22 protein-coding genes are annotated in these 23,525 nt (G+C 57.5%); 14 read left to right on the top strand and 8 right to left on the bottom strand.

Annotated features, from left to right (window positions below; translation table 11 throughout):
- The first annotated feature begins 149 nt into the window (after positions 1-149).
- Positions 150-986: a tRNA cyclic N6-threonylcarbamoyladenosine(37) synthase TcdA gene (tcdA, locus tag BS300_RS15700; protein WP_071913869.1), complete on the top strand. Its 837-nt coding sequence runs from the start codon at positions 150-152 to the stop codon at positions 984-986.
- 21 nt (positions 987-1,007) lie between these two features.
- Here tcdA and BS300_RS15705 read toward each other — a convergent pair whose 3' ends face one another.
- Positions 1,008-1,442 (bottom strand): SufE family protein, encoded by a 435-nt coding sequence (locus tag BS300_RS15705; protein WP_071913872.1) that lies wholly within the window; start codon positions 1,440-1,442, stop codon positions 1,008-1,010.
- Positions 1,443-1,455: 13 nt separating this feature from the next.
- Positions 1,456-2,676 carry a cysteine desulfurase gene (locus tag BS300_RS15710; protein ID WP_071913874.1) on the bottom strand — a complete coding sequence of 407 codons (1,221 nt, stop codon included), beginning with the start codon at positions 2,674-2,676 and terminating at the stop codon, positions 1,456-1,458.
- A gap of 181 nt (positions 2,677-2,857) precedes the next feature.
- On the opposite strand from BS300_RS15710, the gene rep reads away from it, so the two are divergent.
- A complete protein-coding gene (gene rep, locus BS300_RS15715) occupies positions 2,858-4,870 on the top strand; it encodes a DNA helicase Rep (protein ID WP_071913876.1) in 2,013 nt (670 codons plus the stop codon).
- A 2-nt stretch (positions 4,871-4,872) separates the two neighbouring features.
- On the opposite strand, the gene BS300_RS15720 is transcribed toward rep, so the two are convergent.
- The 5 genes from BS300_RS15720 to BS300_RS15740 all read right to left on the bottom strand — a co-directional run bounded on the left by BS300_RS15720 (position 4,873) and on the right by BS300_RS15740 (position 10,931).
- The gene (locus BS300_RS15720; protein WP_071913878.1) at positions 4,873-7,149 is read right to left on the bottom strand and encodes an EAL domain-containing protein; all 2,277 of its coding nucleotides are present in this window, start codon (positions 7,147-7,149) and stop codon (positions 4,873-4,875) included.
- 90 nt (positions 7,150-7,239) lie between these two features.
- A complete protein-coding gene (locus BS300_RS15725) occupies positions 7,240-7,695 on the bottom strand; it encodes a c-type cytochrome (protein ID WP_041209812.1) in 456 nt (151 codons plus the stop codon).
- 196 nt (positions 7,696-7,891) lie between these two features.
- Entirely contained in the window at positions 7,892-8,920 is a 1,029-nt protein-coding gene (gene tdh, locus BS300_RS15730) for an L-threonine 3-dehydrogenase (RefSeq protein ID WP_071913880.1), read from the bottom strand.
- 60 nt (positions 8,921-8,980) lie between these two features.
- Positions 8,981-10,171 (bottom strand): glycine C-acetyltransferase, encoded by a 1,191-nt coding sequence (locus BS300_RS15735; RefSeq protein WP_071913883.1) that lies wholly within the window; start codon positions 10,169-10,171, stop codon positions 8,981-8,983.
- A 115-nt stretch (positions 10,172-10,286) separates the two neighbouring features.
- Positions 10,287-10,931 (bottom strand): TetR/AcrR family transcriptional regulator, encoded by a 645-nt coding sequence (locus tag BS300_RS15740; RefSeq protein WP_071913885.1) that lies wholly within the window; start codon positions 10,929-10,931, stop codon positions 10,287-10,289.
- Between the two features lie 157 nt (positions 10,932-11,088).
- Here BS300_RS15740 and rfaD point away from each other — a divergent pair, with 157 nt between their 5' ends.
- From rfaD to BS300_RS15765, 5 genes are all read left to right on the top strand, one after another.
- A complete protein-coding gene (gene rfaD, locus BS300_RS15745) occupies positions 11,089-12,042 on the top strand; it encodes an ADP-glyceromanno-heptose 6-epimerase (protein WP_042029589.1) in 954 nt (317 codons plus the stop codon).
- A 108-nt stretch (positions 12,043-12,150) separates the two neighbouring features.
- Positions 12,151-13,911, top strand: coding sequence for a polysaccharide deacetylase family protein (locus BS300_RS15750; RefSeq protein WP_071913887.1), 1,761 nt, complete (start codon positions 12,151-12,153; stop codon positions 13,909-13,911).
- Positions 13,912-13,926: 15 nt separating this feature from the next.
- A complete protein-coding gene (locus BS300_RS15755; RefSeq protein WP_071913889.1) occupies positions 13,927-15,150 on the top strand; it encodes an O-antigen ligase family protein in 1,224 nt (407 codons plus the stop codon).
- Positions 15,134-16,231: a glycosyltransferase family 9 protein gene (locus tag BS300_RS15760; RefSeq protein WP_071913891.1), complete on the top strand. Its 1,098-nt coding sequence runs from the start codon at positions 15,134-15,136 to the stop codon at positions 16,229-16,231. The genes BS300_RS15755 and BS300_RS15760 overlap by 17 nt, the downstream gene beginning before the upstream one ends.
- Positions 16,232-16,366: 135 nt before the next feature.
- Positions 16,367-17,566: a 3-deoxy-D-manno-octulosonic acid transferase gene (locus BS300_RS15765; RefSeq protein WP_083593509.1), complete on the top strand. Its 1,200-nt coding sequence runs from the start codon at positions 16,367-16,369 to the stop codon at positions 17,564-17,566.
- A 45-nt stretch (positions 17,567-17,611) separates the two neighbouring features.
- On the opposite strand, the gene BS300_RS15770 is transcribed toward BS300_RS15765, so the two are convergent.
- Entirely contained in the window at positions 17,612-18,151 is a 540-nt protein-coding gene (locus BS300_RS15770; protein ID WP_071913895.1) for a hypothetical protein, read from the bottom strand.
- Positions 18,152-18,422: 271 nt separating this feature from the next.
- On the opposite strand from BS300_RS15770, the gene BS300_RS15775 reads away from it, so the two are divergent.
- The 7 genes from BS300_RS15775 (at position 18,423) to BS300_RS15805 (ending at position 23,428) form a co-directional block, all read left to right on the top strand.
- Entirely contained in the window at positions 18,423-19,136 is a 714-nt protein-coding gene (locus tag BS300_RS15775; RefSeq protein ID WP_071913897.1) for a transporter substrate-binding domain-containing protein, read from the top strand.
- 74 nt (positions 19,137-19,210) lie between these two features.
- On the top strand, positions 19,211-20,032 hold the full coding sequence (locus tag BS300_RS15780; RefSeq protein WP_071913899.1) for an AraC family transcriptional regulator: 822 nt from the start codon (positions 19,211-19,213) through the stop codon (positions 20,030-20,032).
- A 40-nt stretch (positions 20,033-20,072) separates the two neighbouring features.
- Positions 20,073-20,708 (top strand): LysE family transporter, encoded by a 636-nt coding sequence (locus BS300_RS15785; protein ID WP_071913900.1) that lies wholly within the window; start codon positions 20,073-20,075, stop codon positions 20,706-20,708.
- A 229-nt stretch (positions 20,709-20,937) separates the two neighbouring features.
- Complete coding sequence (locus BS300_RS15790) at positions 20,938-21,603, top strand: DUF3313 domain-containing protein (RefSeq protein ID WP_042029579.1); 666 nt, start codon at positions 20,938-20,940, stop codon at positions 21,601-21,603.
- 241 nt (positions 21,604-21,844) lie between these two features.
- Positions 21,845-22,357 (top strand): cupin domain-containing protein, encoded by a 513-nt coding sequence (locus tag BS300_RS15795; protein ID WP_071913902.1) that lies wholly within the window; start codon positions 21,845-21,847, stop codon positions 22,355-22,357.
- A 30-nt stretch (positions 22,358-22,387) separates the two neighbouring features.
- The gene (locus BS300_RS15800) at positions 22,388-22,900 is read left to right on the top strand and encodes a cupin domain-containing protein (protein WP_071913904.1); all 513 of its coding nucleotides are present in this window, start codon (positions 22,388-22,390) and stop codon (positions 22,898-22,900) included.
- A gap of 81 nt (positions 22,901-22,981) precedes the next feature.
- Positions 22,982-23,428 (top strand): SRPBCC family protein, encoded by a 447-nt coding sequence (locus BS300_RS15805; RefSeq protein WP_071913905.1) that lies wholly within the window; start codon positions 22,982-22,984, stop codon positions 23,426-23,428.
- Positions 23,429-23,525 lie beyond the last annotated feature (97 nt).

Raw genomic sequence — 23,525 nt, forward strand, 5'->3', positions numbered from 1 at the left:
CTGAAAATCAGCAAATCGCCTGATAATTGACCGATCATTCTCTCTTCTCCGCCGTTTTCTCTGTTTTTCCTCCCCGATTTTCTCCGGTTATGCCATCGCCGCTGGCTGTGCTTGTCGCTATAATGGCCGCCCTCAAGCAAGGTGGTGGTATGAAAGCAGAATATCTACAGCGATTCGGGGGCATTGCCCGTCTTTATGGTCAGAGCGCACTGCGTTCCTTTAGCCAGGCCAAGGTCTGTGTGGTGGGTATCGGTGGCGTGGGCTCCTGGGCAGCAGAGGCGCTGGCCCGCGCTGGTATCAACCAGATCACCCTGATCGACATGGACGATATCTGCATCACCAACACCAATCGCCAGATCCACGCCATGCAGGGTACGGTTGGTCGCCTCAAAACCGAGGTGATGGCCGAGCGTATTCGCGCCATCAATCCTGATTGCGAAGTGATCGAGGTGGACGATTTCGTCACCGCTGATAACCTGGCCGAGCATATCAAGCGGGAGTTTGACTATGTGGTGGATGCCATCGATTCGGTCAAGGCCAAGGTGGCGCTGATTGCCTTCTGCAAGCGCAACAAGATCCCGGTGATTGTGGCGGGTGGTGCTGGCGGGCAGATGGATCCGACCCAGATCACTGTGGCCGATCTGGCCAAGACTATTCAAGACCCGTTGGCGGCCAAGGTGCGCTCCGATCTGCGCCGATTGCACAACTTCAGCAAGAATCCGGCGCGCAAATTCGGGGTGGAGTGTGTCTTCTCAACCGAGCAGCTGAGCTATCCGGATGGCAATGGTGGCACCTGTCAGGCCAAGGCGGCCAGCGATGGCACCATGAAGATGGATTGCGCCTCCGGCTTTGGCGCCGTGACGCCGGTGACGGCAACCTTTGGACTGGTTGCCGCATCCCGGGTATTAAAGAAGATTGCCGAGCGGGGGGCCCGCGCCGAGAAAGAGGCCGGGAATGAAGAAGTAGGGTCGATTGGCGAAGCCTAATCGACCTCTGCACAAAGCGGGTTAGACAGCCTGCTCCCGGATCGCCAGCACGATCGCTCTGAGCCCGTTACCTCGTGACGGGCTCAAGTGTTTCTCAAGCCCCAGTTCGGTAAAATATCCCTCCATATCAAAAGCCTGGATCGCCGCAGACGATTGGTGGTTGAGCGCTGCCAGTACGATGACGATAAGGCCCCGCACGATGCGGGCATCGGAATCACAGGCAAAATGCCAGCAGCCATCCTCGCTTTGTTCTCCCTTCAGCCAGGCCTGGCTTTCACACCCCTTGAGGCGGGACTCCTCCTGCTGCCATTCGCTGGGTAGCTCCGGCAGCTGTTTACCGAGCTGGATGATGAGCCGGTACTGGTTCTCCCAGCCGTGAGCGGCGGCAAACTGCTGGCGGATGGTGTCGGCGTTGGGCTCAAGGCCAATCTGGGTATAGCTTGCGAGGTCACTCATTCGGTTATCTGCCTTAGAAGAAGTCACTGAGTTTGTGCAGGGCGGCCAGCAGAGCGTCGACATCATCCCGATTGTTGTAGCAGGCCAGCGAGGCGCGCATGGTGCCGCCGATCCCGAGGGATTCCATCAGTGGCATGGCGCAGTGATGGCCGACTCGCAGGGCGATACCCTGCATGTCGAGCAGGGTAGCAGCATCTTGCGGGTGGATGTCGTCGAGCAAGAAAGAGACAGCACCGGCGCGTTGGCCGGGTTCGCCGACCAGACGCAACCCCGGCACCTGTTGCAGGCCAGCTACCAGATAGTCGGTCAGTGCCTGCTCATGTTGGGCGAGCCATTGCCGATCTTGCGCCATCACAAAGTCGATGGCGGCGGCGAGGCCGATAGCGCCAGCAATATGGGGGGTGCCCGCCTCGAATTTGAAAGGCAGGGTATTGAAGGTGGTGCCGCTGAAACTGACCCGATCGATCATCTCGCCACCGGCTTGCCAGGGCGGCATCCGCTCCAATAGCTCGGTGCGGCCCCACAACACACCGATGCCGGTCGGGCCATAGAGCTTGTGGCCGGAGAAGGCGTAGAAGTCGCAACCGATAGCTTGCATATCCACCTCGAGATGAGCCACCGCTTGGGCACCGTCGATCAACGTCACGGCGCCAACCGCTTTGGCGGCCGCCACTATCTCTTTGACCGGATTGACGGTACCGAGGGCATTTGAGACGTGGGCCACGCTTACCAGCCGGGTGCGTGGCCCCAACATGGCGTGATAGGCGGCCAGATCGAGATCGCACCGCTCATCGAGGGGAATAATCCGGATGACTGCGCCGGTACGCTGGGCGACCAGCTGCCACGGGACGATATTGGCGTGGTGCTCCAGCGTGCTGAGGATGATTTCGTCCCCTGCCTTGAGCTCGCTCATCCCCCAGCTCTGGGCCACCAGATTGATCGCTTCCGTGGTGCCGCGGGTCCAGATCACCTCTTGGCTGCGGGGTGTATTGATAAAGCGGGCGACCGTCTCGCGGGCAGTTTCGAAGGCGCGGGTCGCGCGGCCACTCAGGGCGTGGGCGGCACGGTGCACGTTGGCGTTGTCGACCCCATAGTAGTGAGCGATGGCATCCAGTACAGCGTGCGGCTTCTGGGTAGTGGCGGCGTTGTCCAGATAGACCAGAGGGTGGCTGTTTACCTCCTGCGTCAAGGCCGGAAACTGGCTGCGCAGCTGGTCGTGCTGTTGCTGATTCATGCTCCCCTCATCATCTGGAAAAAGTCATCATCTCGAAAGGTCGGCCATGATCCTGAAAATAGCGCCCGAACACAAGGCGCGATAAGCCCGATTGGCGGTTGCCTGCCGTGCAGCAGGTACGGCTCGTCGGGTGATTTCTGGTACAATGCCGCCCCTCATCATAAGCCAAGAGATCCGGCCCATGAAGCTCAACCCCAATCAGAACGAAGCGGTCAAGTATGTCTCCGGCCCTTGCCTGGTGCTGGCGGGTGCCGGATCGGGCAAGACCCGCGTCATCACCAACAAGATTGCCTATCTGGTGCAGCAGTGCGGCTACAGTGCGCGCAACATCGCTGCGGTCACCTTTACCAACAAGGCGGCGCGGGAGATGAAGGAGCGGGTCGGCCAGACCCTGGGTCGCAAGGAAGCGCGGGGGCTGATGGTCTCCACCTTCCATACCCTAGGGCTCGATATCATTCGTCGGGAGCACAAGAGCCTGAATCTCAAGGCGAACTTCTCCCTGTTTGACGACACCGACCAGCTGGCGCTGCTGAAAGAATTGACTGAAGACGAGCTCGACAACGACAAGGACAAGCTCTCGGCCCTCATTACCCAGATCTCCAACTGGAAGAACGATCTTATCCTGCCCGCCCGCGCCATGCGTATTGCTCGCGGGCCGGAAGAGGTGTTGATGGCCCAGCTCTACGAGCGTTATCACCGCCAGATGGTGGCCTATAACGCGCTGGATTTTGACGACCTCATCGTGATGCCGACCCTGCTGCTCAAGAGCAATCAGGAGGTGCGTGAGCGTTGGCAGAACAAGATCCGCTACCTGCTGGTCGACGAGTATCAGGACACCAACACCAGCCAGTACGAGCTGGTGAAGCAGATCGTCGGCGAGCGCGCCCGCTTCACCGTGGTGGGGGACGATGACCAGTCCATCTACTCCTGGCGCGGCGCCAAGCCGCAGAACCTGGTGCTGCTGAACGAAGACTTTCCGAATCTGCGGCTCATCAAACTGGAGCAGAACTACCGTTCCAAGGGGCGCATCCTCAAGTGCGCCAACATCCTGATTGCCAACAACCCCCATGTGTTCGACAAGGCGCTCTTCTCCGAGCTCGATTACGGGGTGCCGGTCAAGGTGCTGTTTGCCAAGAACGAGGAGCACGAGGCGGAGCGCATCGCCGCCGAAATGATGGGCCACAAATTTATGAACCGCACCCGGTTCAAAGATTACGCCATCCTCTATCGGGGCAACCATCAGTCGCGCATCTTCGAGAAGGCGCTGATGACCAACCGGATTCCCTATCGCATCTCCGGCGGCACCTCGTTTTTCTCCCGCACCGAAATCAAGGACATCATGGCCTATCTCAAGCTGCTGGTGAATCCGGATGAGGACACCGCCTTCCTGCGGGTGGTCAACCTGCCGCGCCGCGAGATTGGCCCCACTACCCTCGAAAAGCTTGGCCAATACGCCAATCAGCGCGGCAAGAGCCTGTTTGCCGCCAGCTTCGAGCTGGGGCTGGAACAGCACCTCTCCGGGCGTGGCCTCGTGGCCCTGCAGGCATTCACCAACTGGTTGGTACGCCTTGGCGATGAGGCGTTGCGCGGCAATCCAGTGGAGGCGGTGCGGGACATGATCAAGGAGATCCACTACGAAGAGTGGCTCTACGAGACCTCGCCCAGCCCGAAAGCAGCCGAGATGCGGATGCAGAACGTCTCTACCCTCTATCGCTGGATCACCGAGATGCTGGAGGGGGATGAGCTGGAGGAGTCGATGACGCTGGCACAGGTGGTCACTCGCCTCACCCTGCGTGACATGATGGAGCGCAACGAGGGGGAGGATGACGCTGATCAGGTGCAGTTGATGACGCTGCACGCCTCCAAGGGGCTGGAGTTTCCCTATGTCTACATGGTGGGGATGGAAGAGGGCTTGCTGCCCCACCAGACCAGCATCGATGAAGATAATGTCGAGGAGGAGCGGCGTCTCGCCTATGTGGGCATTACCCGGGCCCAGACCGAGCTGACCTTTACTCTTTGCAAGGAGCGGCGTCAGTACGGCGAGTCGGTGCGTCCGGAGCCGAGCCGCTTCCTGCTGGAGCTGCCACAGGATGATCTGGAGTGGGAAAACCAGAAGAAGGTGACGGCCGAGGAGCGCCAGCAGAAGGGGCAGATGGCGGTGGCCAATCTGCGAGCCATGTTCAAGAAGGATTAACCCTAAAGGCTGGCCGGGGTAAGCAGCGGGACTATGTCGGTGCCTGGCATGGGCGGTGAGATATAACGCCCCTGTCCCATCCGGCAGCCAATATCGATTAGCTTCTGCAATTGCTGCTGGTTCTCTATGCCTTCCACTACAAGGGTGTAATCCAGATCCTGACAGATGTCGCGCATGGCGCGGATTAGCGCGAGGTCTTTGGGGGACTGCAACATGCGCTGGGTAAAGCTGTCATCCACCTTGATGTAGTCCACCGGGAAGTGGAACAGAGCGTTGAGGGAGGAGAAGCCGGTCCCAAAATCGTCGAGGCTGATCTGGATGCCCTTGGCGCGTAGCTCGTGCAGCGAGGCCAGGGCATCGGAATCCTGCCGTGACAGCTCCCGCTCGTTGAATTCAAATATCAGGTAGCTGGGGGAGACCCCCTCCTCTTCCAGGATGGTTATCAGCCGCATGATATGGTCGTGGTTGACCAGATGCTTACCGGAGAGATTGATAGCCACCTTGAATTTGCTCTGTCCCGACAGTGGCAACCAGTTTTTCAGCTGCTGGCAGGTGTGGCGCAGGATCTGGTAATCCAGATCGAGAATAAGGCCGCACTGTTCCGCCAGCGGGATGAAATCAAAGGCATCTTTCAGCACACCTTCTTCCGTCAGCCAGCGAGCCATCACCTCAAGGCCGGTCAGTCGGCTGTCCTGCAGTCGGATCACAGGCTGGAAGTAGGGGACGATACGCCCTTCGCGCAGTGCTCTGGCCAGCATCTCTTCCGGCGAGTTCCAGTTCTGGTTGATGCAATCCTCCGAGTAGCTGACGATGCGGCTTCGGCCATTGCGCTTGGCCTGATACATGGCGAGATCGGCCTGATGAAGCAACTGGCTTATATCCGTTGTTTGTTCGGATGCGATGGAGACGCCCAGGCTGACGGTGATGCTCAGCTCGTTGCCGAGCAGCCTGAAAGGGTAGGAGAGCCGGCTGATGATCCGGTTCAAAACCGGGCTGATGTCGTCATCGTTCTTGCTGCTGTCCAGATAGATGACGAACTCGTCTCCCCCCAGTCTTGCTACCAGATCATTTTGCCGAATGCAGGTTTGCAGGCGGCGGCTTATCTCCTTGAGCAACTGATCCCCGGCGCTGTGGCCCAGGGTATCGTTGATCTGCTTGAAGTGATCCACATCGATAAAAATCACGGCAAACCCGGGCGATTTGTAGCGGTTGTAGTGGGTCATTGCGTGGTTGAGGTGATTCATCAGCAAAGCCCGGTTGGGCAGCTGGGTTAGAGGGTCGTGCAGGGCGTCAAATTGCAGTCTGCGTTCCAGCTCCTGATGCTGTTTGAGCTGCTTTTGCAATCTGAGGTTGGTCTGGCGCAGCTGCTGGAGGCGCTGGTTGATGGAGTCTTCGGTATTGATGTCGTTAAGCTGCTGACGGATCCGCTTCAGCTCAAGCAGCAGCGTGAGCTGGCCACGCAAAAAGTCGAGGAAGAGTTTGTCATCTGCCTCCAATGGGGTGGACGTGCTGATGATGAAATGAGCGAAATACTGTTGTTGCAGGCGCAGCGGCATGCTGTGCCAGAACAGCGACTCTTTGCTGACCTCGATATTGCTGGTGCTATGACACAGACCGCTGATGAATTCATCGCTCTGATGCGGGGTCGCTGGGTAGACCTTTTCCAGCTTGTGAGTATTGAGCCTAACCAGCAGCATGTCCTCAATAGCCAGCATCTGGCGCAGCACAGCTTCCAGCTGGGAGAAGAGCGCTTGACTGGGAAGGGTATTGGCCAGTCGCATGATGCGGCTGATGCTCTCGATTTTCTTCTGCCAGTTGGGGTCTTTGCGGATCAGTGGAGAGGGGGGCTCTGCCAGATGGGAGCCTGCCTGGGTTTCGGTCAGCCGTTTGGCCAGACATTCGAGCAGCAGGCGCAGGGTCGGGAGATCTGTTGGTGTGCTGCGTGCCAGCAACCACTGTACCTGGCCATGTTCGATAGGAAAAACGCACCAGCCATCGGCCTCATCCAGCTGGGTCAGTTGATCGGTGATCCGGGACTGTTCCCGTCCCAGTTGCTGTTTGAACGAGTCACTGATCTTGTGGGCATATACCCAGTTCAATCCGGTATCGGAGAGGCCAAGCATGCCAAAATGTTGCAGAGGGCAGAGTTGGTCAATCTGCTGGATCAGGGCGTTGTAGTTGTCGGTCGTTGCTGTGTGTGGCGCGGGAAAGTCCATAATGGCCGAGACCAACGCCAGCAGAGGAGTTGAATAGTGGGATTCGATGGATTGGGACGACATGAGATGAGCAACTCCCGAGTATGTCTACCATACAAGAGTAGCTGGAAGGCGATAGATTGAAAGGGCCGCATATGCGGCCCTTTCAAATACTTAGAGCTTGTCGATCATGTAGTGGATGGCGTTCTCAATCTCTTCGTCACTACACGTTGCGCAGGTGCCGCGCGGGGGCATCATGCCGGATTTGCCGGTAAAGCCACCAATGGCATGCTTCTTGAGCGTTTCAATGCCCTGGGCGATACGGGGCTCCCAAGCCGCTTTGTCGCCACGTTTGGGCGCGCCGGCTGCACCGGTGTCGTGACAGGCGAAGCAGGCGCCCTTGAACACGGTTTCGCCATCGCGCGGGCCGGAAGAAGCGGCTGCCGCAGGCGCTGCGCCCGCACCGGCAATACCTTCCAGATCCTTGGCGGTATAGACCTGACCGACCGGTTTGATCCGTTCGGCAATGGCATCCGGTGACATATCGTCAGCAGCAAATGCTGCTCCGGACAGGCTGACAGCGGTCATACCGACAGCCAGCAGATAGCTCAGTTTTTTCAGCACGCTCATATACTCCCAGCACTCTCTTATTATCCCTGTGAACCGGACGGATTATAACCGAATAGTTACAGCCATTTAAACGCTTGTGTGTGAAGTGTTAAACACTCTGCAAGTAAACTTTTGGCCCGTATCACGCTGTCTGACGATGTGCTTCTGAAAAAGAAACCCGGCGGATGCCGGGTTTTAACAAGTTAAGGGCAACAGGTTATTTATCCCAGCTCAGAATCACCTTGCCGGAGTGGCCGGAGCGCATGGCATCAAAGCCTTGCTGGAACTCGTCGATGTGGAAGCGGTGGGTGATGATGGGGGAGAGATCCAGTCCTGACTGGATCAGGCTGGCCATCTTGTACCAGGTTTCGAACATCTCGCGGCCATAGATCCCTTTGATAAACAGCCCCTTGAAGATCACCTTGTTCCAGTCGATGGCCATGGTCGAGGGGGGGATGCCGAGCATGGCGATCTTGCCGCCATGGTTCATCTTGTCGAGCATTTCCTGGAAGGCGCTCGGTACGCCGGACATCTCCAGCCCCACGTCAAACCCTTCCGTCATTCCCAGCTCGCTCATCACGTCGGCGAGCTTCTCCTTGCCGATGTTGACGGTACGGGTGGCGCCCATCTTGCGTGCCAGTTCCAGCCGGTATTCGTTGACGTCGGTGATCACCACGTGGCGGGCACCAACATGACGGCAGACGGCGGCAGCCATGATGCCGATAGGGCCGGCACCGGTGATGAGTACATCTTCACCCACCAGATCGAAGGAGAGGGCAGTATGCACTGCATTGCCAAACGGGTCGAAAATGGCGGCCAGTTCGTCCGGGATGTTGTCCGGCAGCTTGAAGGCATTGAAGGCGGGGATCACCAGATATTCGGCGAAGGCCCCGGGCCGGTTGACGCCCACCCCCGTGGTGTTGCGACAGAGGTGGGTGCGGCCGGCGCGGCAGTTGCGGCAGTGGCCACAGGTGATGTGGCCTTCACCGGAAACGCGATCACCGATGGCGAAGCCTCGAACTTCTTGGCCGATAGCGACGACTTCGCCGACATATTCGTGGCCTACCACCATAGGAACCGGAATGGTCTTCTGCGACCACTCATCCCAGTTGTAGATATGGATGTCGGTGCCGCAGATGGCGGTTTTGCGAATTTTGATCAGCAGGTCGTTGTGGCCCAGCTCCGGTGTGGGAACGTCGGTCATCCAGATGCCGATCTCGGGCTTGAGTTTGGACAGGGCTTTCATGGCGGATCCTTTGCTATGAATGCAGAAAGAAGGGAGGGGCACAGGGCCCCTCGATGCAAATCAGATGATGGCGAGTTCGCGGCCAATGCGGATGAAGGCGTCGATCGCCTTGTCCAGCTGCTCGCGGGTGTGAGCGGCGGACATCTGGGTACGAATGCGCGCCTGACCTTTCGGCACTACCGGGAAGGAGAAACCTACCACGTAGATACCGGCCGCCAGCATGCGGCTGGCCATCTCGGCAGCCAGCTTGGCATCGCCCAGCATCACCGGAATGATGGCGTGATCGGCCCCAGCCAGGGTAAAGCCGGCAGCACTCATGCGCTCGCGGAAATAGCGGCTGTTCTCTTGCAGGCGGGCGCGCAGGTCGTGACCTTCGGCCAGCATGTCGATCACCTTGATGGTGGCTGCAACGATGGAGGGGGCCAGCGAGTTGGAGAAGAGGTAGGGGCGGGAGCGCTGGCGCAGCCAGTCGATCACCTCTTTCTTGCCCGAGGTATAACCGCCGGAGGCGCCACCGAGCGCCTTGCCCAGAGTGCCGGTGATGATATCGACCCGATCCATCACACCGCAATATTCGTGGGTGCCACGACCGTTTTCACCGATAAAGCCGACGGCGTGGGAGTCATCCACCATCACCAGCGCATCGTATTTGTCGGCCAGATCGCAGATAGATTTGAGGTCGGCGATAACGCCATCCATGGAGAAGACGCCATCGGTGGCGATCAGCTTGAAGCGGGCGCCATCGGCGTCAGCCTGTTTCAGCTGGGCTTCCAGCTCGGCCATGTCGTTGTTGGCGTAGCGATAACGCTTGGCCTTGCACAGGCGCACACCATCGATGATGGAGGCGTGGTTGAGTGCATCGGAGATGATAGCGTCTTCGGCGCCGAGCAGGGTCTCGAACAGACCTCCGTTGGCATCGAAGCAGGAGGAGTAGAGGATGGTGTCTTCAGTGCCCAGGAAGGCAGACATCTTCTGCTCCAGCTCCTTGTGCTGATCCTGGGTGCCACAGATGAAGCGAACCGAGGCCATGCCGAAGCCGTGGCTGTCGAGGCCTTGATGGGCAGCGGCGATCAGATCCGGGTGGTTGGCCAATCCCAGATAGTTGTTGGCACAGAAGTTCAGTACCTGCTCCCCACCCACGGCGATGCTTGCCTGCTGGGCGGAGGTGATGATGCGTTCCTGCTTGTACAACCCTTCAGCTTGCACCTGATGCAGTTGCTCGGTCAGGTGACGATAGAATCCGTTAGACATCCTCGATCCTTATTGGCTATTTCAGCTGAGTATCAACAGAGGGCCACATTTTACTTCAGTTTGTTGCGGTTAATTCAAATTATTGTTCTGCAATTAAACAATTGTGAAACAGATCTCACCCGGCTGGTTGGGCCAGTTGGCGGTAGTGTTGCTCCAGCTGCCGGATCTGTTCGGCGACTTGCGGTTGCACGTAGGGGCGCAGTAGAAACAGCACCTTCAGCACTCCCTGATAGAGCAGTGGCTTGGTGATGCGGGTATTGGGTGCCTGGGCAATCTGGAACGGGATCCAGCAGGTGACCACCATCTTGATGGTCTGACCGAGATCCGGCAGGTCTTCATCGCTGACATCGATAATGCCCCCTTCGCGCAGGCTCTTGAGCAGGGTCACGACCGAGGCTCTCATCTGCTCCTGCGCCTTGAGGTATTTCTGCTGCAGTGGCTCGTCCCGGCTCAGGATGTCCGGCAGGTTGGCGTAGAAGAAGCGGAACTGCCACATCAGATAGAAGATGGCATCCAGATAGCCCATCAAATCCTGCAGGGTGATTTCACGGTTGCGGGTCGGGATGAAGCTTTCGCTCAGGTGGCGGGCATACTGATCGAAGATGGAGTGGATGATGTCCTCTTTATTACGGAAGTGGTAATAGAGGTTGCCCGGACTGATGCCCATGTGCGCCGCAATATGGTTGGTGGTGATGTTACGCTCACCCTGATCGTTGAACAGCTCGGTGGCGCTGTGAATGATCCTGTCTCTGGTCTTCATCACTCATTCCTCCAACGGGTTCCGTCCGGGGCAAATGGAACAAGGTCGAATCCCCAGACTGCCCGTGATAAACTTTTCGGCAATTTCAAATTGGCTCACTATACACAGCTTTAACAAGCAGTCACATGTAGCCATCAACGTACGAGAGGCAAACTCCATGATCGTAGTAACTGGCGGTGCTGGCTTTATCGGCAGCAATCTGGTCAAGCAGCTGAACGCTCAAGGACGGACCGATATCGTGGTCATTGATGACCTGACCGACGGCACCAAGTTCGTCAATCTGGTCGATCTGACCATCGCTGACTACATGGACAAAGACGAGTTCCAGGCGCGTATCGTTTCCGGCGACGAATTCGAAGAGTGGGACGGCATTGAGGTTATCTTCCACGAAGGTGCCTGCTCGGCGACGACCGAGTGGAACGGCAAGTTCATCATGGAGGTCAACTACGAGTACTCCAAGGACCTGTTCCACTACTGCATCGAGCGTGAAATTCCCTTCATTTACGCCTCTTCTGCCGCCACTTACGGCGGTCGCAACGACAACTTCATTGAAGATCCCAAGTTCGAGCAGCCGCTCAACGTCTATGGCTACTCCAAGCAGCTGTTCGACCAGTACGTGCGCCGCTGGATGCCGGAGATCAACTCTCAGGTCGTTGGTCTCAAGTACTTCAACGTCTACGGCCCGCGCGAGCAGCACAAAGGCTCCATGGCCTCTGTTGCCTTCCACCTCAATACCCAGGTGAAGAAGGGCGAGAATCCCAAGCTGTTCGAAGGTTGCGACGGTTTCCCCAACGGTGGTCAGATGCGTGACTTCATCTATATCGACGACGTCTGCAAGGTAAACCTGTGGTTCTGGCAGAACCCGCAGCACTCCGGCATCTTCAACTGTGGTACCGGTCGCGCCGAGCCGTTCCAGAACGTGGCCGAAGCGGTGATCAAGCATCATCAGAAGGGTTCTATCGAATACATCCCCTTCCCGGATCACCTCAAGGGTCGCTACCAGAGCTTTACCCAGGCCGACATGACCAAGCTGCGCAACGCAGGTTATGACGCCGAGTTCAAGACTGTGGCCGAAGGGGTTGCAGATTACATGGCGTGGCTCAACCGCTAACGGGTGAGTTTTACACTGCCTATGTAGACAAGCCGGAAGCAGGCCATACCTGTTTCCGGCTCTGTTGTTTGTCACTGTTTTTCTCAGTTTCTACCGGGTAACCACGCAATGAACATATTGATGGCACTCTCCCAGCTCGAAGTGACGGGCGCCGAGGTTTATGCCACCACGGTCGGCAACGAACTGACCCGGCGTGGTCACAACGTCTTTTATGTGTCGGATACGCTGACCAAGCCAACCCTTGGTCCCGTCTTCAAGCTTCGATTCAACAAGCGCAGTATCCTGCGCCGTTTCTGGCACGTCTTTTACCTTATCTATCTGATCAAGAAGCACCATATCCAGTTGGTACATGCTCACTCCCGTGCCTCCGGCTGGAGCAGCTATGTCGCTTGCAAACTGACCGGTACCCCGATGATCACCACGGTACATGGCCGCCAGCCGGTACACGCATCCCGCAAAGCGTTCCATGCCCTTGGGTTCAGGGCGGTTGCCGTTTGCGAGGACATCGCCCGGCAGATCATCGACAACCTTGGCGTGGATCCCGCCATTGTGCAGGTGCTGCGCAACGGTATCGAAACCGACAAGTTCCAGTCCGTGCCGGCGCCGGATAATGACAAGCCGGTGATCGCCATCATTGGCCGCTTGAGTGGTCCCAAAGGGGAACTCTGCTACCGCTTGCTCGATGAAGTGCTCGATCTGGAGACCTGCAAGGTGCGGGTTGTCAGCGGTACCCGCGTGCCCGAGCGTTTTGCCCGTTTTCAGGATCGTGCCGAGTTTGTCGGTTATGTCGATGATGTGCCTGCTCTGCTGGCGGGTTGCGACCTGGTCATTGGTGCCGGTCGGGTAGCCATGGAAGCGCTGCTCTGCGGCCGGCCCGCCTTCGCTATCGGCGAAGCCAAGGCAATTGGTCTGGTGACTGAACAGAATCTGGATGAAGCGCTGGCCAGCAACTTCGGCGATATCGGTCCCAAGGATCTGGCTATCGATTTTGCTGCGCTGAAGGGCGAAATCAAATCCGCCCTGGCCAGCAAGGTGGTGCCGGAAGCCATTCGCCAGCGGATTCAGGACGAGTACGGCTTGCAGGGGGTAGTATCCGGCCTCGAAACCATCTATCAGGATGCTGTGGTTGAAACCCTGTGCCGCGAGATGCCGGTCATCATGTACCACCGTTTTATCGAACACGAGAGCGAGAAAGGGGTGCACGGTACCTGGATGCCGATCACCATGTTCGAGAAGCATCTGCGCCTGATGAAGTGGCTCGGGTACGAGACCCTGACTTTCCGCGATCTGGCGGACAAAGGCTTTATCCACCGTCTGCAATACGGCAAGAAGTACCTGATGATCACCGCCGATGACGGCTATCAGGACAATTTGACCCGCATGTTGCCACTGCTGGAAAAATATGGTTACAAAGCAGTGGTGTACGTGGTGACTGGCGAAGGTTATAACCGTTGGGATGTGGAGCATCCGACCAATCCCGATACATCTGTTCCCCTGATGAATGGCGAGCAGGTCAAGGCATTGGCGGCGAGTGGCCATGTGGAGATTGGGGGTCACACCCTGACCCATCCTCGTCTGAGCAAACTCCCGCCAGAGCAACAAGCCCATGAAATTCAGGAAAACAAACGCCAGCTGGAGGCCTTGCTTGGCCAGCCGCTGCTCTCGTTTGCCTATCCTTACGGAGACATCAACGACAGTGCCAAGGAGCAGGCCATCGCCGCAGGGTATCGTTTTGCGGTTGCCACCAACAGTGGCCCCAAAGCGATGCACCAGGACCCCTACCAGATCCGCCGGATCGCCATCTTCCCCCGCACGGATGTGTTTGGGCTGTGGCGCAAAATCCGCGGGAATTATATGTTCAGAAAATAAACAGAGCAAAGTGATATGAATTTTCAAAAGATAGAGAAAATATTACTCTATATTTTTTCGGCAAGTATATTTGTCAGTAAGCCAGCGATTACTATATCTACGGCATTATTGGTTTTGTTCTTTATCTACCGTTGTATTGTTGATGAAAGTTATTATGGCGAATTAAAAGGTGATAAGGTTATTTTTAGTGCGGTTTTTTTATTTTTAATTGGAGTGTTGTCAAGGGTATTATCTCCTGGATATATTGGTGATGTAGGCTATTTTTTTTACAAGGGACTTTTCCTATTGGCATTTCCCGCGCTAGTATTGGCTCTGCGTGATAAAGAAAGCAGAAAAATGGCCTTAATTTTATCAATGTCAGGTTTTGCGATATCAGTATTCTGGTCATTTGTGCAAGCTTTCATATTACAGGAAGGTGGGTGGAGTGGACAAAGAGTCGCTGGATTATGGGATGTGCTGCGCTGGACTGAAATTACAACCTTTGTTTTCATTTTCTTGTTAGCGAAAATTTCTGATGAAGTAGTTTTATCTAAAAAACTTATGCTCGGCATATGTATGGCATTGACATTTATTAGCTTGATTCTTTCCGGTGGTAGATCTGGTTGGATCGCTGTGATAATTGTTTCAGCTATCTATATGTTGTTTTTCAATAGAAAATACTTGGTAGTTTTCGTTGTGTTGTTCAGTGCATTCACTTTTTCTATTTATAAAATACAACCAGAAAAAATAGAAGTAGTTATCAATCGAGCGTTGTCTGTGACTGAAACGACAGAGCGTGATTACTCAAACTATAGTAGATTATTGATGTGGAAAAATGGTCTAAAATGGATTTCTTTTAATGCGTCAGAAGAACCTATGCAATTTTTATTTGGCATTGGATTTAAAAACTTCGAAAAAGAATATGTTTCATACTTGGACTCTGAATCTGAAGTTGGTTCTAAAAAATTAATTGAGCAGACATTGGGAAATTATTCGCTTCGTGATTTACATAACGCATATATAGATTCAGGGAATAAAATGGGTGTGTTGTATACAGTGATTTTTTATTTTTTCATCGTGTATATAGCCTGGTCTTTTATCCAGAGTGGAAAGGCATTTCCAGGAGTTGGGCTGGTCAGTTCGTTTCTTATTATGGGCATGTTTTATGCGAATTATATTGAATATCAAACATCGATGCTATTCTTTTTAATCGCAATGTTCTATTCCGAGAGTAAAGGGCTTAATGTCATACATAAATAACCTGCAACTGGCGCGCGATGTATTGCGTCGCCGGTTGGGTCGCTGGTTGTTTGACCGGGCGCGCAGTCGTCCGGCTGACGATGGCAGTGGCAAGGTGGTGCTGCTTCGTTGGGATGCCAAGCTGGGTGATGCCATCGTCTCCTCCTGGGTTGCACGGGAGATTCGCCGGGTCCAGCCCAGGCGGGAAGTGTGGGTTGTGACGACCCGAGCCATGGCTCCGCTATTTCGCGATCATCTGGGAGCAGATCGGGTCATCGAGGTGCCCAAGCGCCCGGGTTATGGTGAGCTCAAGGCGCTTGCCCACTCTCTGGGGCGGGTCGGATATCTGGTTCATCTTGGCAAGTCACTGAAGATGAAAGATATCTACTTTTTGAATCAGGTCGATGCCTGCCACATTGCGGGCATGGATGATGCGCTGGCTTCCATTGATATCAAGCTTGGCGAACGCACGGCCGGACGCCACTTTGCCGACAAGTTTGCGGCGCTGCTGGACAGCATGGGGATTCGCGACCCCGATACCCGATATGTGATCCCCCATAGTCCCGAGTGGGAGCAAAATCTGGCAGCATGGTGGCCTGCCGCGCAACAGGTGATCGCTTTCAACCCGTATGGCAGCGGTGGCGCCCGCCGTCTGCGACCGGAGATGATTGCCCGCATGCTGGAGCTGATGCTGGCCCATTGCCAGCAACCCCTCTGCCTGCTTTTCCCGCCAGGGATGGAGCAGGAGGTCGCCACATTGCGCGATAAAGCCAGCGAGCCAGCACGGATCCTGCTGTCGCCAGAGGCACCATCGCTCGGCGGGCTCTTTACCCAGCTGCGTCACTCGGTTGCTTTGGTGTCGGTAGATACCGCCACCGTGCATATTGCGGCGGGGCTGAACTTGCCGATCCTGGGACTCTATAACCCGGATCTGGGCGGGGGAGGTGAAAACTACGCTGAGTGGCACCCCAATACCCGGGATGCCATGACGCTTTTTTCCAAGTCACTGACCAGTCAGGATATCAATTCGCTGGATATGAACGAGTTCGAGCAGACCTTCGTCAGATGGATTGCCTCGATGAATTGCAAGAACCCTACATAACAGGAGCCACAGGGATTGAACGAATTACAAAAGAGGAGCGGATCCAAAGGGTTGTTTTATCTGGGCCTTGGCGGGGGGCTGCTGATCTCCCTGATTTTCTTCCAGTTGCAACTCCTCACCGGCGATCAGACCCAGATGCTCTACAAGGGTTACCTAGGGGCTTATGAGGGGGTCTGGCTCAGCTATGGCAATGCGGCGAGTGCGGTGGGCAATGTGCCGGGTAGCTTGTCGGCCTGGCTGATCGGTGGGCCGCTGCTGCTGTGGGACTCTCCCTATGCCCCCATGGTGCTGCTGCTGGCGATGCGGCTGGTCGGGTTCCTGCTGTTTGATGCGGTGATCCGTCAGGTATTTGATGACAGGGTGCGCCTGCTGTTTCTAGTGCTCTGCTGGCTCAACCCCTGGTTCCAGTACGAGAGTCTGCTCTACAACCCCTCCTATCTGTTCCTCTTCTCGGCCATGCACTGCTGGTCGGCTTGGCATATGCGCGAGCGAGCCTCCTTCTGGCACATGATCGTGCACCTGCTGGCCATCGGCATGGCGATGCAGCTGCACTACTCCTGGCCGCTGCTGGCGGTGATGTCCACCTACCTCTTCTGGCGCCGCATTCTCAAGGTGAGCTGGAGCGGGGTGGTGGTGGCTGCCCTGTTGATCTGTGCCTCCCTGATCCCTTACGCGATGGAAGTGATGAGCAATAGCCACATCACCCAGAACGTCGATCCCGAGGCACGCCAACGCTATATCGGCTGGGGGCTGGTGCACGTCTATCCGGTGCTGAAATCAGTGCTCTACTGGCTGCGCTACGGCTCCTGGCTGTTTGCCAGCAAGCTGGTCAACGACACCCAGTTTATCTGGCTGGCGGGGCACGAATACCTGCAGATGGCAGCGATCTGGGTGTGGCGCATCGTGATTTACGGGGTAGGCTCGGCGACTGTGCTGCTGGCGGCCAAGGCCAACTGGCAGCTGTGGCGCGAACTCAAGCCGCGTCTGCTGCGCAGCGACCGTGCGCCAGTGGATGGCGAGAGCTGGCTCGGCCTCTATGCACTGGCGGCGGTGCTGGCGGTGCTGGTGAGTGCGGCGCTGTCGCCCATCATCTTCAACTACTGGCACCTGATGCTGATCTTCCCCTACGCATTGTTCCCGATCCTGCTGCTGCTGGTGCGCTGGAGCCGTCGTTATCCACAGTGGGTTGGCAAGGGGCTGCTGGCGGCCGCCCTGTTCTGCACCGCAGTCAACCTGATTGCGGCGAGCGACAGCACCAAGTTCTCCTATCAGGCGGACTACAAGCTGCAGGTGCAGGAGTATCTGCAGGAGATGAAGCTGCGACCCGGGCAGTAACTCTTATCAACAGCCTGCCCCCGAGCTTGGGGCAGGCTGCCGTTATTACTCGAAACGATCCATATGGGCGAAGTTTTTGGCTTCGGCAACCCATCCCTCACGTCCTTGCTGGTCGCGAATTTTTACCCACCACTGGCTTTTCGGGGCTGCGCCATATTGGATCTGGGGGCGCCCGTAGTCATAGTCCAGCGTATAGGTCTTGCCCTTGTACCAGAAGCGCAACGCCCCTTCCCCGATGCTGGCCAGCGTATACAGCTGTTCGCCCGCTTTCAGGTTGAGTAGCGGGCCCTCACCCTTGTCGTTATAGCCGAGCTTGACCGGTTTCAAAATCTTGACTGTCCCGGGCTTTTCGACGATGACCACGCCGGTCAATCCCTCGACCTTTTTACCACGCGGTACCTTGAACAGAGTTTTGGCGGTCAGAGAGGGCTCGGCTCTGGCAATCACTTCCTGCTTGGTTGTCCACTGTTGATAGGTACACCCTTCAAACGGGCAACTGCCCCAGTCGTAGTAAGGCACGGACAGTTGTTCACTGGCGCTTGCAGTTGCAGCAAAAAAGGATAAAGCAATCAGTAATAGTCTCATAAAAGTACCACTTAAGAGATGGGCGTGAATTTTGAAGGCAATATACGCAATGATAAAAAGTCTATCAAAACAAAGGGTTTATTGATTTTTATCGCAATAGAACCGGTTGGTGATATCCGGCGGCAAGTTGGGGGCAAGGGGGGAGATAGCCCGCCCTACTGCCTTGTGCCATGCTGATGGCTATCAGGGTATCGGGTCGGCACTTATGGGCATTTCTCTTTCAGGTATGCGTTTGCTGTCAGTGCTCTCGGCACTTGTTCTTCCCTCTATCATGTTCAACCCATCTGTCGCGGCCAGTGCGCCCCTGCGGGGATGTGTTTTCCAGCTGGCTCCACTGGTTTCCATCGATCCGCAGGGCAAGGTCTCCGGGCCGGTGATCGACTATTTCAGACTTCATGTAGAGCCCGTGCTGGGGCGGCCGATCGCATGGCAGGGTCTCAATGTCGCGCGCTTGCTCAGTAATCTAGAAAGTGGTGAATGCGAACTGACGCCGTTGTTGAGCTATACCCCCGAGCGGGCAAAGCATATCCACTATGTCGAGCCTCATCTGTTGTTGCTGCGGCCTGTGCTGGTGGTGCTGGCGCCATCACGGTTGCGGTCGGTCGAGCGGCAGGAGGATCTCTTCGGCGCCGCGATTGGCTGGTCGAGTCAGGCGATCGTGCCGCCACTGCTGCAGCATCCTCAGATCCGGATTGATGCTCTCTCCCAGCGTAACTGGGAGCATGGCAACATGCAGAAGCTGGTGCGTGGGCGGATCGATGCCGCGCTCTTTTCCAACGATATCTCGGCCAACTACTTCCGGGCCCAGCAGTCGGTGGCGACCCGCCTCATCTATCTGCCGGTTACCCCGCTGGAAGTGCACATGGCGCTGGCCAAAACGTTGGCGGCGCGGCAGCCCGCGTTGGCGCAGGCGTTGCAACATGTGTTCGAGCAGCACCCCCTCGTCTCGCTGGTGGATCCGCCGGCTCGTTTGGGTGGTCGTTGAGCCTGCTGCAACCGCGCGGCCGGAATGCAATAATCTACAAGCTCTCCTGCTTGCTTGCGGTGTATCTATAGCCCATGAGTACCACTGATTCCCTTATCCGCTACTGGCAATCCCCGCACCTGCCGGGGGTCGAGCTGTCACACTCCCATCACCGGGCGTTCAGCTATGGCCGCCATGTCCATCTCGACTACCATATCGGGCTGGTGCAGCGGGGTGGCCAGAAGTTTATCCACAAGGGAAACAGCCACACCCTGGTGCGCGGCGAGCTGTCTACCGTCAACCCGGACGAGGTGCATGACGGCCTCAGCCTGCTGCCGGAAGGGTACGAGGTGCGGGTCTTCGCCATCGATCCCAAGCAGCTCTCCCTCTGGCTGCCCGATCAGCCGGAGCCCTTCTTCGACAAGGGATTGCAGAGCCGACCCGACCTCTATCAGGGCTTTGCCCAGTTGCACAGCTACCTCGACAATCCGCAGGCTGATGGCCTGCTGATCGAGGGGCAGCTGCTCGCCCTGCTCGGGGAATTGTTGCAACTGGCACCCGAAGTGCACCAGCTGGCCGATCCCCAACTGCGCTATCTGCGCGACTATCTGCTGGCCCGGCTCGATGAACCTCACTCGCTGGAGGAGCTGGCGGGACTGGTCGGGCTCGATCGTTTCGCCTTTTTGCGCCAGTTCAAGAAGCGTAGCGGCATGACACCCTACGCCTGGCTCAAGCGGCTGCGGCTGGAGCAGGGCAAGCGGCTGCTGGCGAGCGGCATGGCGGTAAGCGAGGTGGCGCTGGCGGTCGGTTTCTTCGACCAGAGCCACTTCCACCACGGTTTTCGCCAGGCTTTTGGCCTGACCCCCGCCGAATTTCGTGCCCAGATGCAATCTTTTACAAGCCGGACGCCCCGCTGATCCGCCATGCTGGCGGCATATCACTTTTTTGAGAGTTGCTATGCTGACCAGTCTTTTCCTTACCCTTGGCCTTATGCACCTGATTGGGCTGGCCAGCCCCGGCCCCGATTTTGCCCTGATCCTGCGCACCAGCCTGCACCGGCCGACTGCCCTTGGCGCGGCGCTTGGCATCTCGCTCGCTATCATGGTGCACGCCACTCTGAGCCTGACCGGCATCAGCATGCTGATCGCCAACAACCCCATGCTGTTTATGGTGATCAAGTGCGGCGGTGCCCTCTATCTGGGCTGGCTGGGCTGGGGCGCCCTGATGGCGGCTCGCCAGCAGGGCAGTACCGTGATGCAGAGCGCCGCCAGCGAGCTATCCGGTTGGGGCAAGGGCGTGCGCGCCGGTATTGCCACCAACCTGCTCAACCCCAAGGCGCTGGTGTTCTTTATCGGCATGCTGGCGGCCATGGTGTCACCAGAGGTGGATGGAGTGACCCGCAGCCTGCTGGTGGTCGAGCTCTTTATCATCTCGGTCTGTTGGTTCGGCATGCTGGCCTGGAGCCTCTCCACCTCCCGCGCCCAGCAGTTGCTGCAACGGGTGCAGCGACCACTCAACCTGGTCACCGGCGTGTTGTTTGCGACGGTGAGCCTCTCCATTCTGGCCAGCATGGGCGTCGAGCTGATCGCCTGACAGAGAGGAGGTGGGGGATCCGTCCCCCGTCTCCCTGCACCGATTGCGGACATTTTCCCCCGTTCCGTATGACAACTTGGATGGCGCCTGAACATTCGGTAGATGGCGCTTGTGAGAGAGGGGGGAAATAGGGTATTTCTCTGGGTGAATCGGAGGCAACCAGCACGGGATCGCCCGCCGTGTGGAGCAAAATCCACAGTAAAAACAATCGGTCAATGCAGGAGCAAATATGAAAAAGGTCGTGATGGTTGCCATGGCGGCGGCCCTTCTGGGCGGCTGCGCCGTAAAAAATCAGGTCTCCTACAGCTTGCAGTCGCTGCAAACTGTCCCCTTCAGCGCCTTCCAGCCGAACGAGAGCAACCCCAACCAGCGAGTCTACAAGGAGCCGGGCGTTGATCTGCGCCAGTACAATGAGGTGCTGCTCGATCCGCTCCAGTTTATCCGGCAGGAGAATGGCCAGTGGTATCTGCTGACCGCCAACGAACAGAACCAGATTGGCCGTTACTACCATGACAAGTTCCAGAGCGAACTGATCAAGCACGGCGTCAAGATCGCCACCGCCCCCGGCCCGAAAGTGATGCGGATCCAGGCTGCCGTCACCAACTTCGACCTGACCCGCCCCGACCCGAAACTGCGTGACCTGATGCCGGCCAAGATCGCCATCAACGTTACCCGCGAAGTGATCGGCAAGGAGCCCTACCTGCTCAAGGTGGGCAGTATGGCCCAGTTGCTCGACTCCCAGAGCGGCAAGTTGCTGGTGCGGGTGATGGATGCCCGCGAGACCCCGGATACCACTCACAAGGATTCGCCCATCACCGCCGAGGAGATGGAGAAGATGATCGACCAGTGGGCGGCCAACCGCGCCAAACAGCTGGCCGACAATCTTGGCAAGTAAGTTCGGCAAGTAAGCACCGACATCATCGAGAGGGGAGCCAGTGGCTCCCTCTTTTTTTGGCCCGCTGGCGGGCCGCCGCCATGGCTCGCAGCCCTTGCCAGTCGGGCGCTCAGCCCGTTGCCGAGTCCGCCACCACACCATCCGCTGTGCAACGGGCCGACCGATTTCTGCTTTTCTCCCCCACATTTTGGCAGTTAGGATGACCCTTCCGTGACCACCCCCTCATAGAAAAGGAATCGCTATGACCCGTCACCCCAACATCAAACACTGGCGCGAGCTGCAAGAGCCGGAGCCGGGATGCTATCCCGGTAGTCAGGAACAGATGTCCCTCGGCAGCGCACTGGGCAGGCACTTTGGCTTTAGCCGCATCGGTATTCACCACGAGCTGGTGGCGCCCGGCCACCGCACCAGCTGGCCCCACGCCGAAAAGACCGAGGACGAGTTCGTCCACGTGCTGGAAGGCACTCCCGATGTCTGGCTCGACGGCGTGCTCTATCGGCTGCAACCGGGCGACTCGGTCGGCTTTAAGGCCGGTGACGGGCTGGCCCACACCTTTATCAACAATACCGATGAACCGGTACGACTGCTCTGCGTAGGTGATCGGGATCGCGCCGACAACCGCATCCACTATGCCCTGCACCCCGAGTACAACCGCCAGATTGGTGCACGCCATTGGGATGACGTGCCCGAGCGGGAGCTGGGTGCTCACGATGGTCTGCCTGACCGGCTGCGCGAGCGCAACGGCCCTTTCTAACTGCCCCTCATAGCATCATAAGGAACCACTATGAACCGCCACCCCTGCATCAAACACTGGAGCGAGCTGCAAGAGCAGGAGCCGCGCTACTACTCCGGCAGTCAGGAGCCCCTGTCGCGCGGTTGCGCCCTCGGCAAGCACTTTGGCTTCAGCCGCATCGGCATCCACCACGAGATCGTCGAGCCCGGCCACCGCACCAGCTGGCCCCACGCCGAAAAGACCGAAGACGAGTTCGTCCACGTGCTGGAAGGCACCCCCGATGTCTGGCTCGATGGCGTGCTCTATCGGTTGCAACCGGGCGACTCGGTCGGCTTCAAGGCCGGTGACGGGCTGGCCCACGCCTTTATCAACAACACCGAAGAGATTGTCCGCCTGCTCTGCATCGGCGATACCGAACGGGAGGACAACCGCATCCACTACGCCGTCCACCCCGAGCGCAACATCACCCTCGGCAAGCTGAACTGGGACGACGTGCCCGCGCGCGAGCTGGGGGATCACGACGGTCTGCCCGACAAGCTGCGCGAGAGCAACGGCCCCTTCTAGCGCAGAGTGATGGCCGCCCGATGGGGTGGCTTTTCGCTCTGGCGACTATCCTTTGGGACTCAATCCAGCAAGGAGGTGAACATGACAACAGGAACAGTGCGACTTCATCGCGTCATCAAGGCGCCGCCGATGCGGGTCTATCGGGCCTTTACCGAGGCGCAGGCGCTGGCCAAATGGCTGCCGCCCCACGGTTTTACCTGTCAGGTGGAGCATCTGGATGCCCGGGTTGGCGGCTCGTTCCGGATGTCCTTCACCAACTTTGCCAGCGGCCATAGCCAGACCTTCGGTGGCGAATATCTGGAGCTGGTGCCGGGCGAGCGGATTCGCTACACCGATCGCTTCGATGAACCCGGTCTCGCCGGGGTGATCCATGTCTCCATCATCCTGACCGCGGTGAGCTGCGGCAGCGAGCTGGCGGTGGTGCAGGAGGGGATCCCCGCCGCCATCCCGCTGGAGATGTGCTATCTCGGCTGGCAGGAGTCGCTGGCCCAGCTGGTGGCGCTGGTGGAGCCGGATATCCCCGGCTAATGGCCGGTGGCGGGCCGGGCATTCACCCCGCTCGCCAGCTGCTTGCAATAAAAAGAGCCTGCCAGATGGCAGGCTCTCCTCATTCTGGTCGGGGCGA

The sequence above is a fragment of the Aeromonas sp. SCS5 genome (genome assembly GCF_001887375.1).
Taxonomy (GTDB): Bacteria; Pseudomonadota; Gammaproteobacteria; order Enterobacterales; family Aeromonadaceae; genus Aeromonas; species Aeromonas jandaei.

Bases quoted from the DNA above. Each gene is read 5' to 3' on its own strand.
- BS300_RS15775 (WP_071913897.1), top strand. From the start codon at position 18,423: ATGTTCAACCCATCTGTCGCGGCCAGTGCGCCCCTGCGGGGATGTGTT.
- BS300_RS15770 (WP_071913895.1), bottom strand. From the start codon at position 18,151: ATGAGACTATTACTGATTGCTTTATCCTTTTTTGCTGCAACTGCAAGC.
- BS300_RS15705 (WP_071913872.1), bottom strand. From the start codon at position 1,442: ATGAGTGACCTCGCAAGCTATACCCAGATTGGCCTTGAGCCCAACGCC.
- BS300_RS15720 (WP_071913878.1), bottom strand. From the start codon at position 7,149: ATGTCGTCCCAATCCATCGAATCCCACTATTCAACTCCTCTGCTGGCG.
- rep (WP_071913876.1), top strand. From the start codon at position 2,858: ATGAAGCTCAACCCCAATCAGAACGAAGCGGTCAAGTATGTCTCCGGC.
- tcdA (WP_071913869.1), top strand. From the start codon at position 150: ATGAAAGCAGAATATCTACAGCGATTCGGGGGCATTGCCCGTCTTTAT.
- tdh (WP_071913880.1), bottom strand. From the start codon at position 8,920: ATGAAAGCCCTGTCCAAACTCAAGCCCGAGATCGGCATCTGGATGACC.
- BS300_RS15735 (WP_071913883.1), bottom strand. From the start codon at position 10,171: ATGTCTAACGGATTCTATCGTCACCTGACCGAGCAACTGCATCAGGTG.
- rfaD (WP_042029589.1), top strand. From the start codon at position 11,089: ATGATCGTAGTAACTGGCGGTGCTGGCTTTATCGGCAGCAATCTGGTC.
- BS300_RS15805 (WP_071913905.1), top strand. From the start codon at position 22,982: ATGACAACAGGAACAGTGCGACTTCATCGCGTCATCAAGGCGCCGCCG.
- BS300_RS15765 (WP_083593509.1), top strand. From the start codon at position 16,367: ATGCTCTACAAGGGTTACCTAGGGGCTTATGAGGGGGTCTGGCTCAGC.
- BS300_RS15780 (WP_071913899.1), top strand. From the start codon at position 19,211: ATGAGTACCACTGATTCCCTTATCCGCTACTGGCAATCCCCGCACCTG.
- BS300_RS15750 (WP_071913887.1), top strand. From the start codon at position 12,151: ATGAACATATTGATGGCACTCTCCCAGCTCGAAGTGACGGGCGCCGAG.
- BS300_RS15800 (WP_071913904.1), top strand. From the start codon at position 22,388: ATGAACCGCCACCCCTGCATCAAACACTGGAGCGAGCTGCAAGAGCAG.
- BS300_RS15760 (WP_071913891.1), top strand. From the start codon at position 15,134: ATGTCATACATAAATAACCTGCAACTGGCGCGCGATGTATTGCGTCGC.
- BS300_RS15795 (WP_071913902.1), top strand. From the start codon at position 21,845: ATGACCCGTCACCCCAACATCAAACACTGGCGCGAGCTGCAAGAGCCG.
- BS300_RS15710 (WP_071913874.1), bottom strand. From the start codon at position 2,676: ATGAATCAGCAACAGCACGACCAGCTGCGCAGCCAGTTTCCGGCCTTG.
- BS300_RS15790 (WP_042029579.1), top strand. From the start codon at position 20,938: ATGAAAAAGGTCGTGATGGTTGCCATGGCGGCGGCCCTTCTGGGCGGC.
- BS300_RS15725 (WP_041209812.1), bottom strand. From the start codon at position 7,695: ATGAGCGTGCTGAAAAAACTGAGCTATCTGCTGGCTGTCGGTATGACC.
- BS300_RS15755 (WP_071913889.1), top strand. From the start codon at position 13,927: ATGAATTTTCAAAAGATAGAGAAAATATTACTCTATATTTTTTCGGCA.
- BS300_RS15785 (WP_071913900.1), top strand. From the start codon at position 20,073: ATGCTGACCAGTCTTTTCCTTACCCTTGGCCTTATGCACCTGATTGGG.
- BS300_RS15740 (WP_071913885.1), bottom strand. From the start codon at position 10,931: ATGAAGACCAGAGACAGGATCATTCACAGCGCCACCGAGCTGTTCAAC.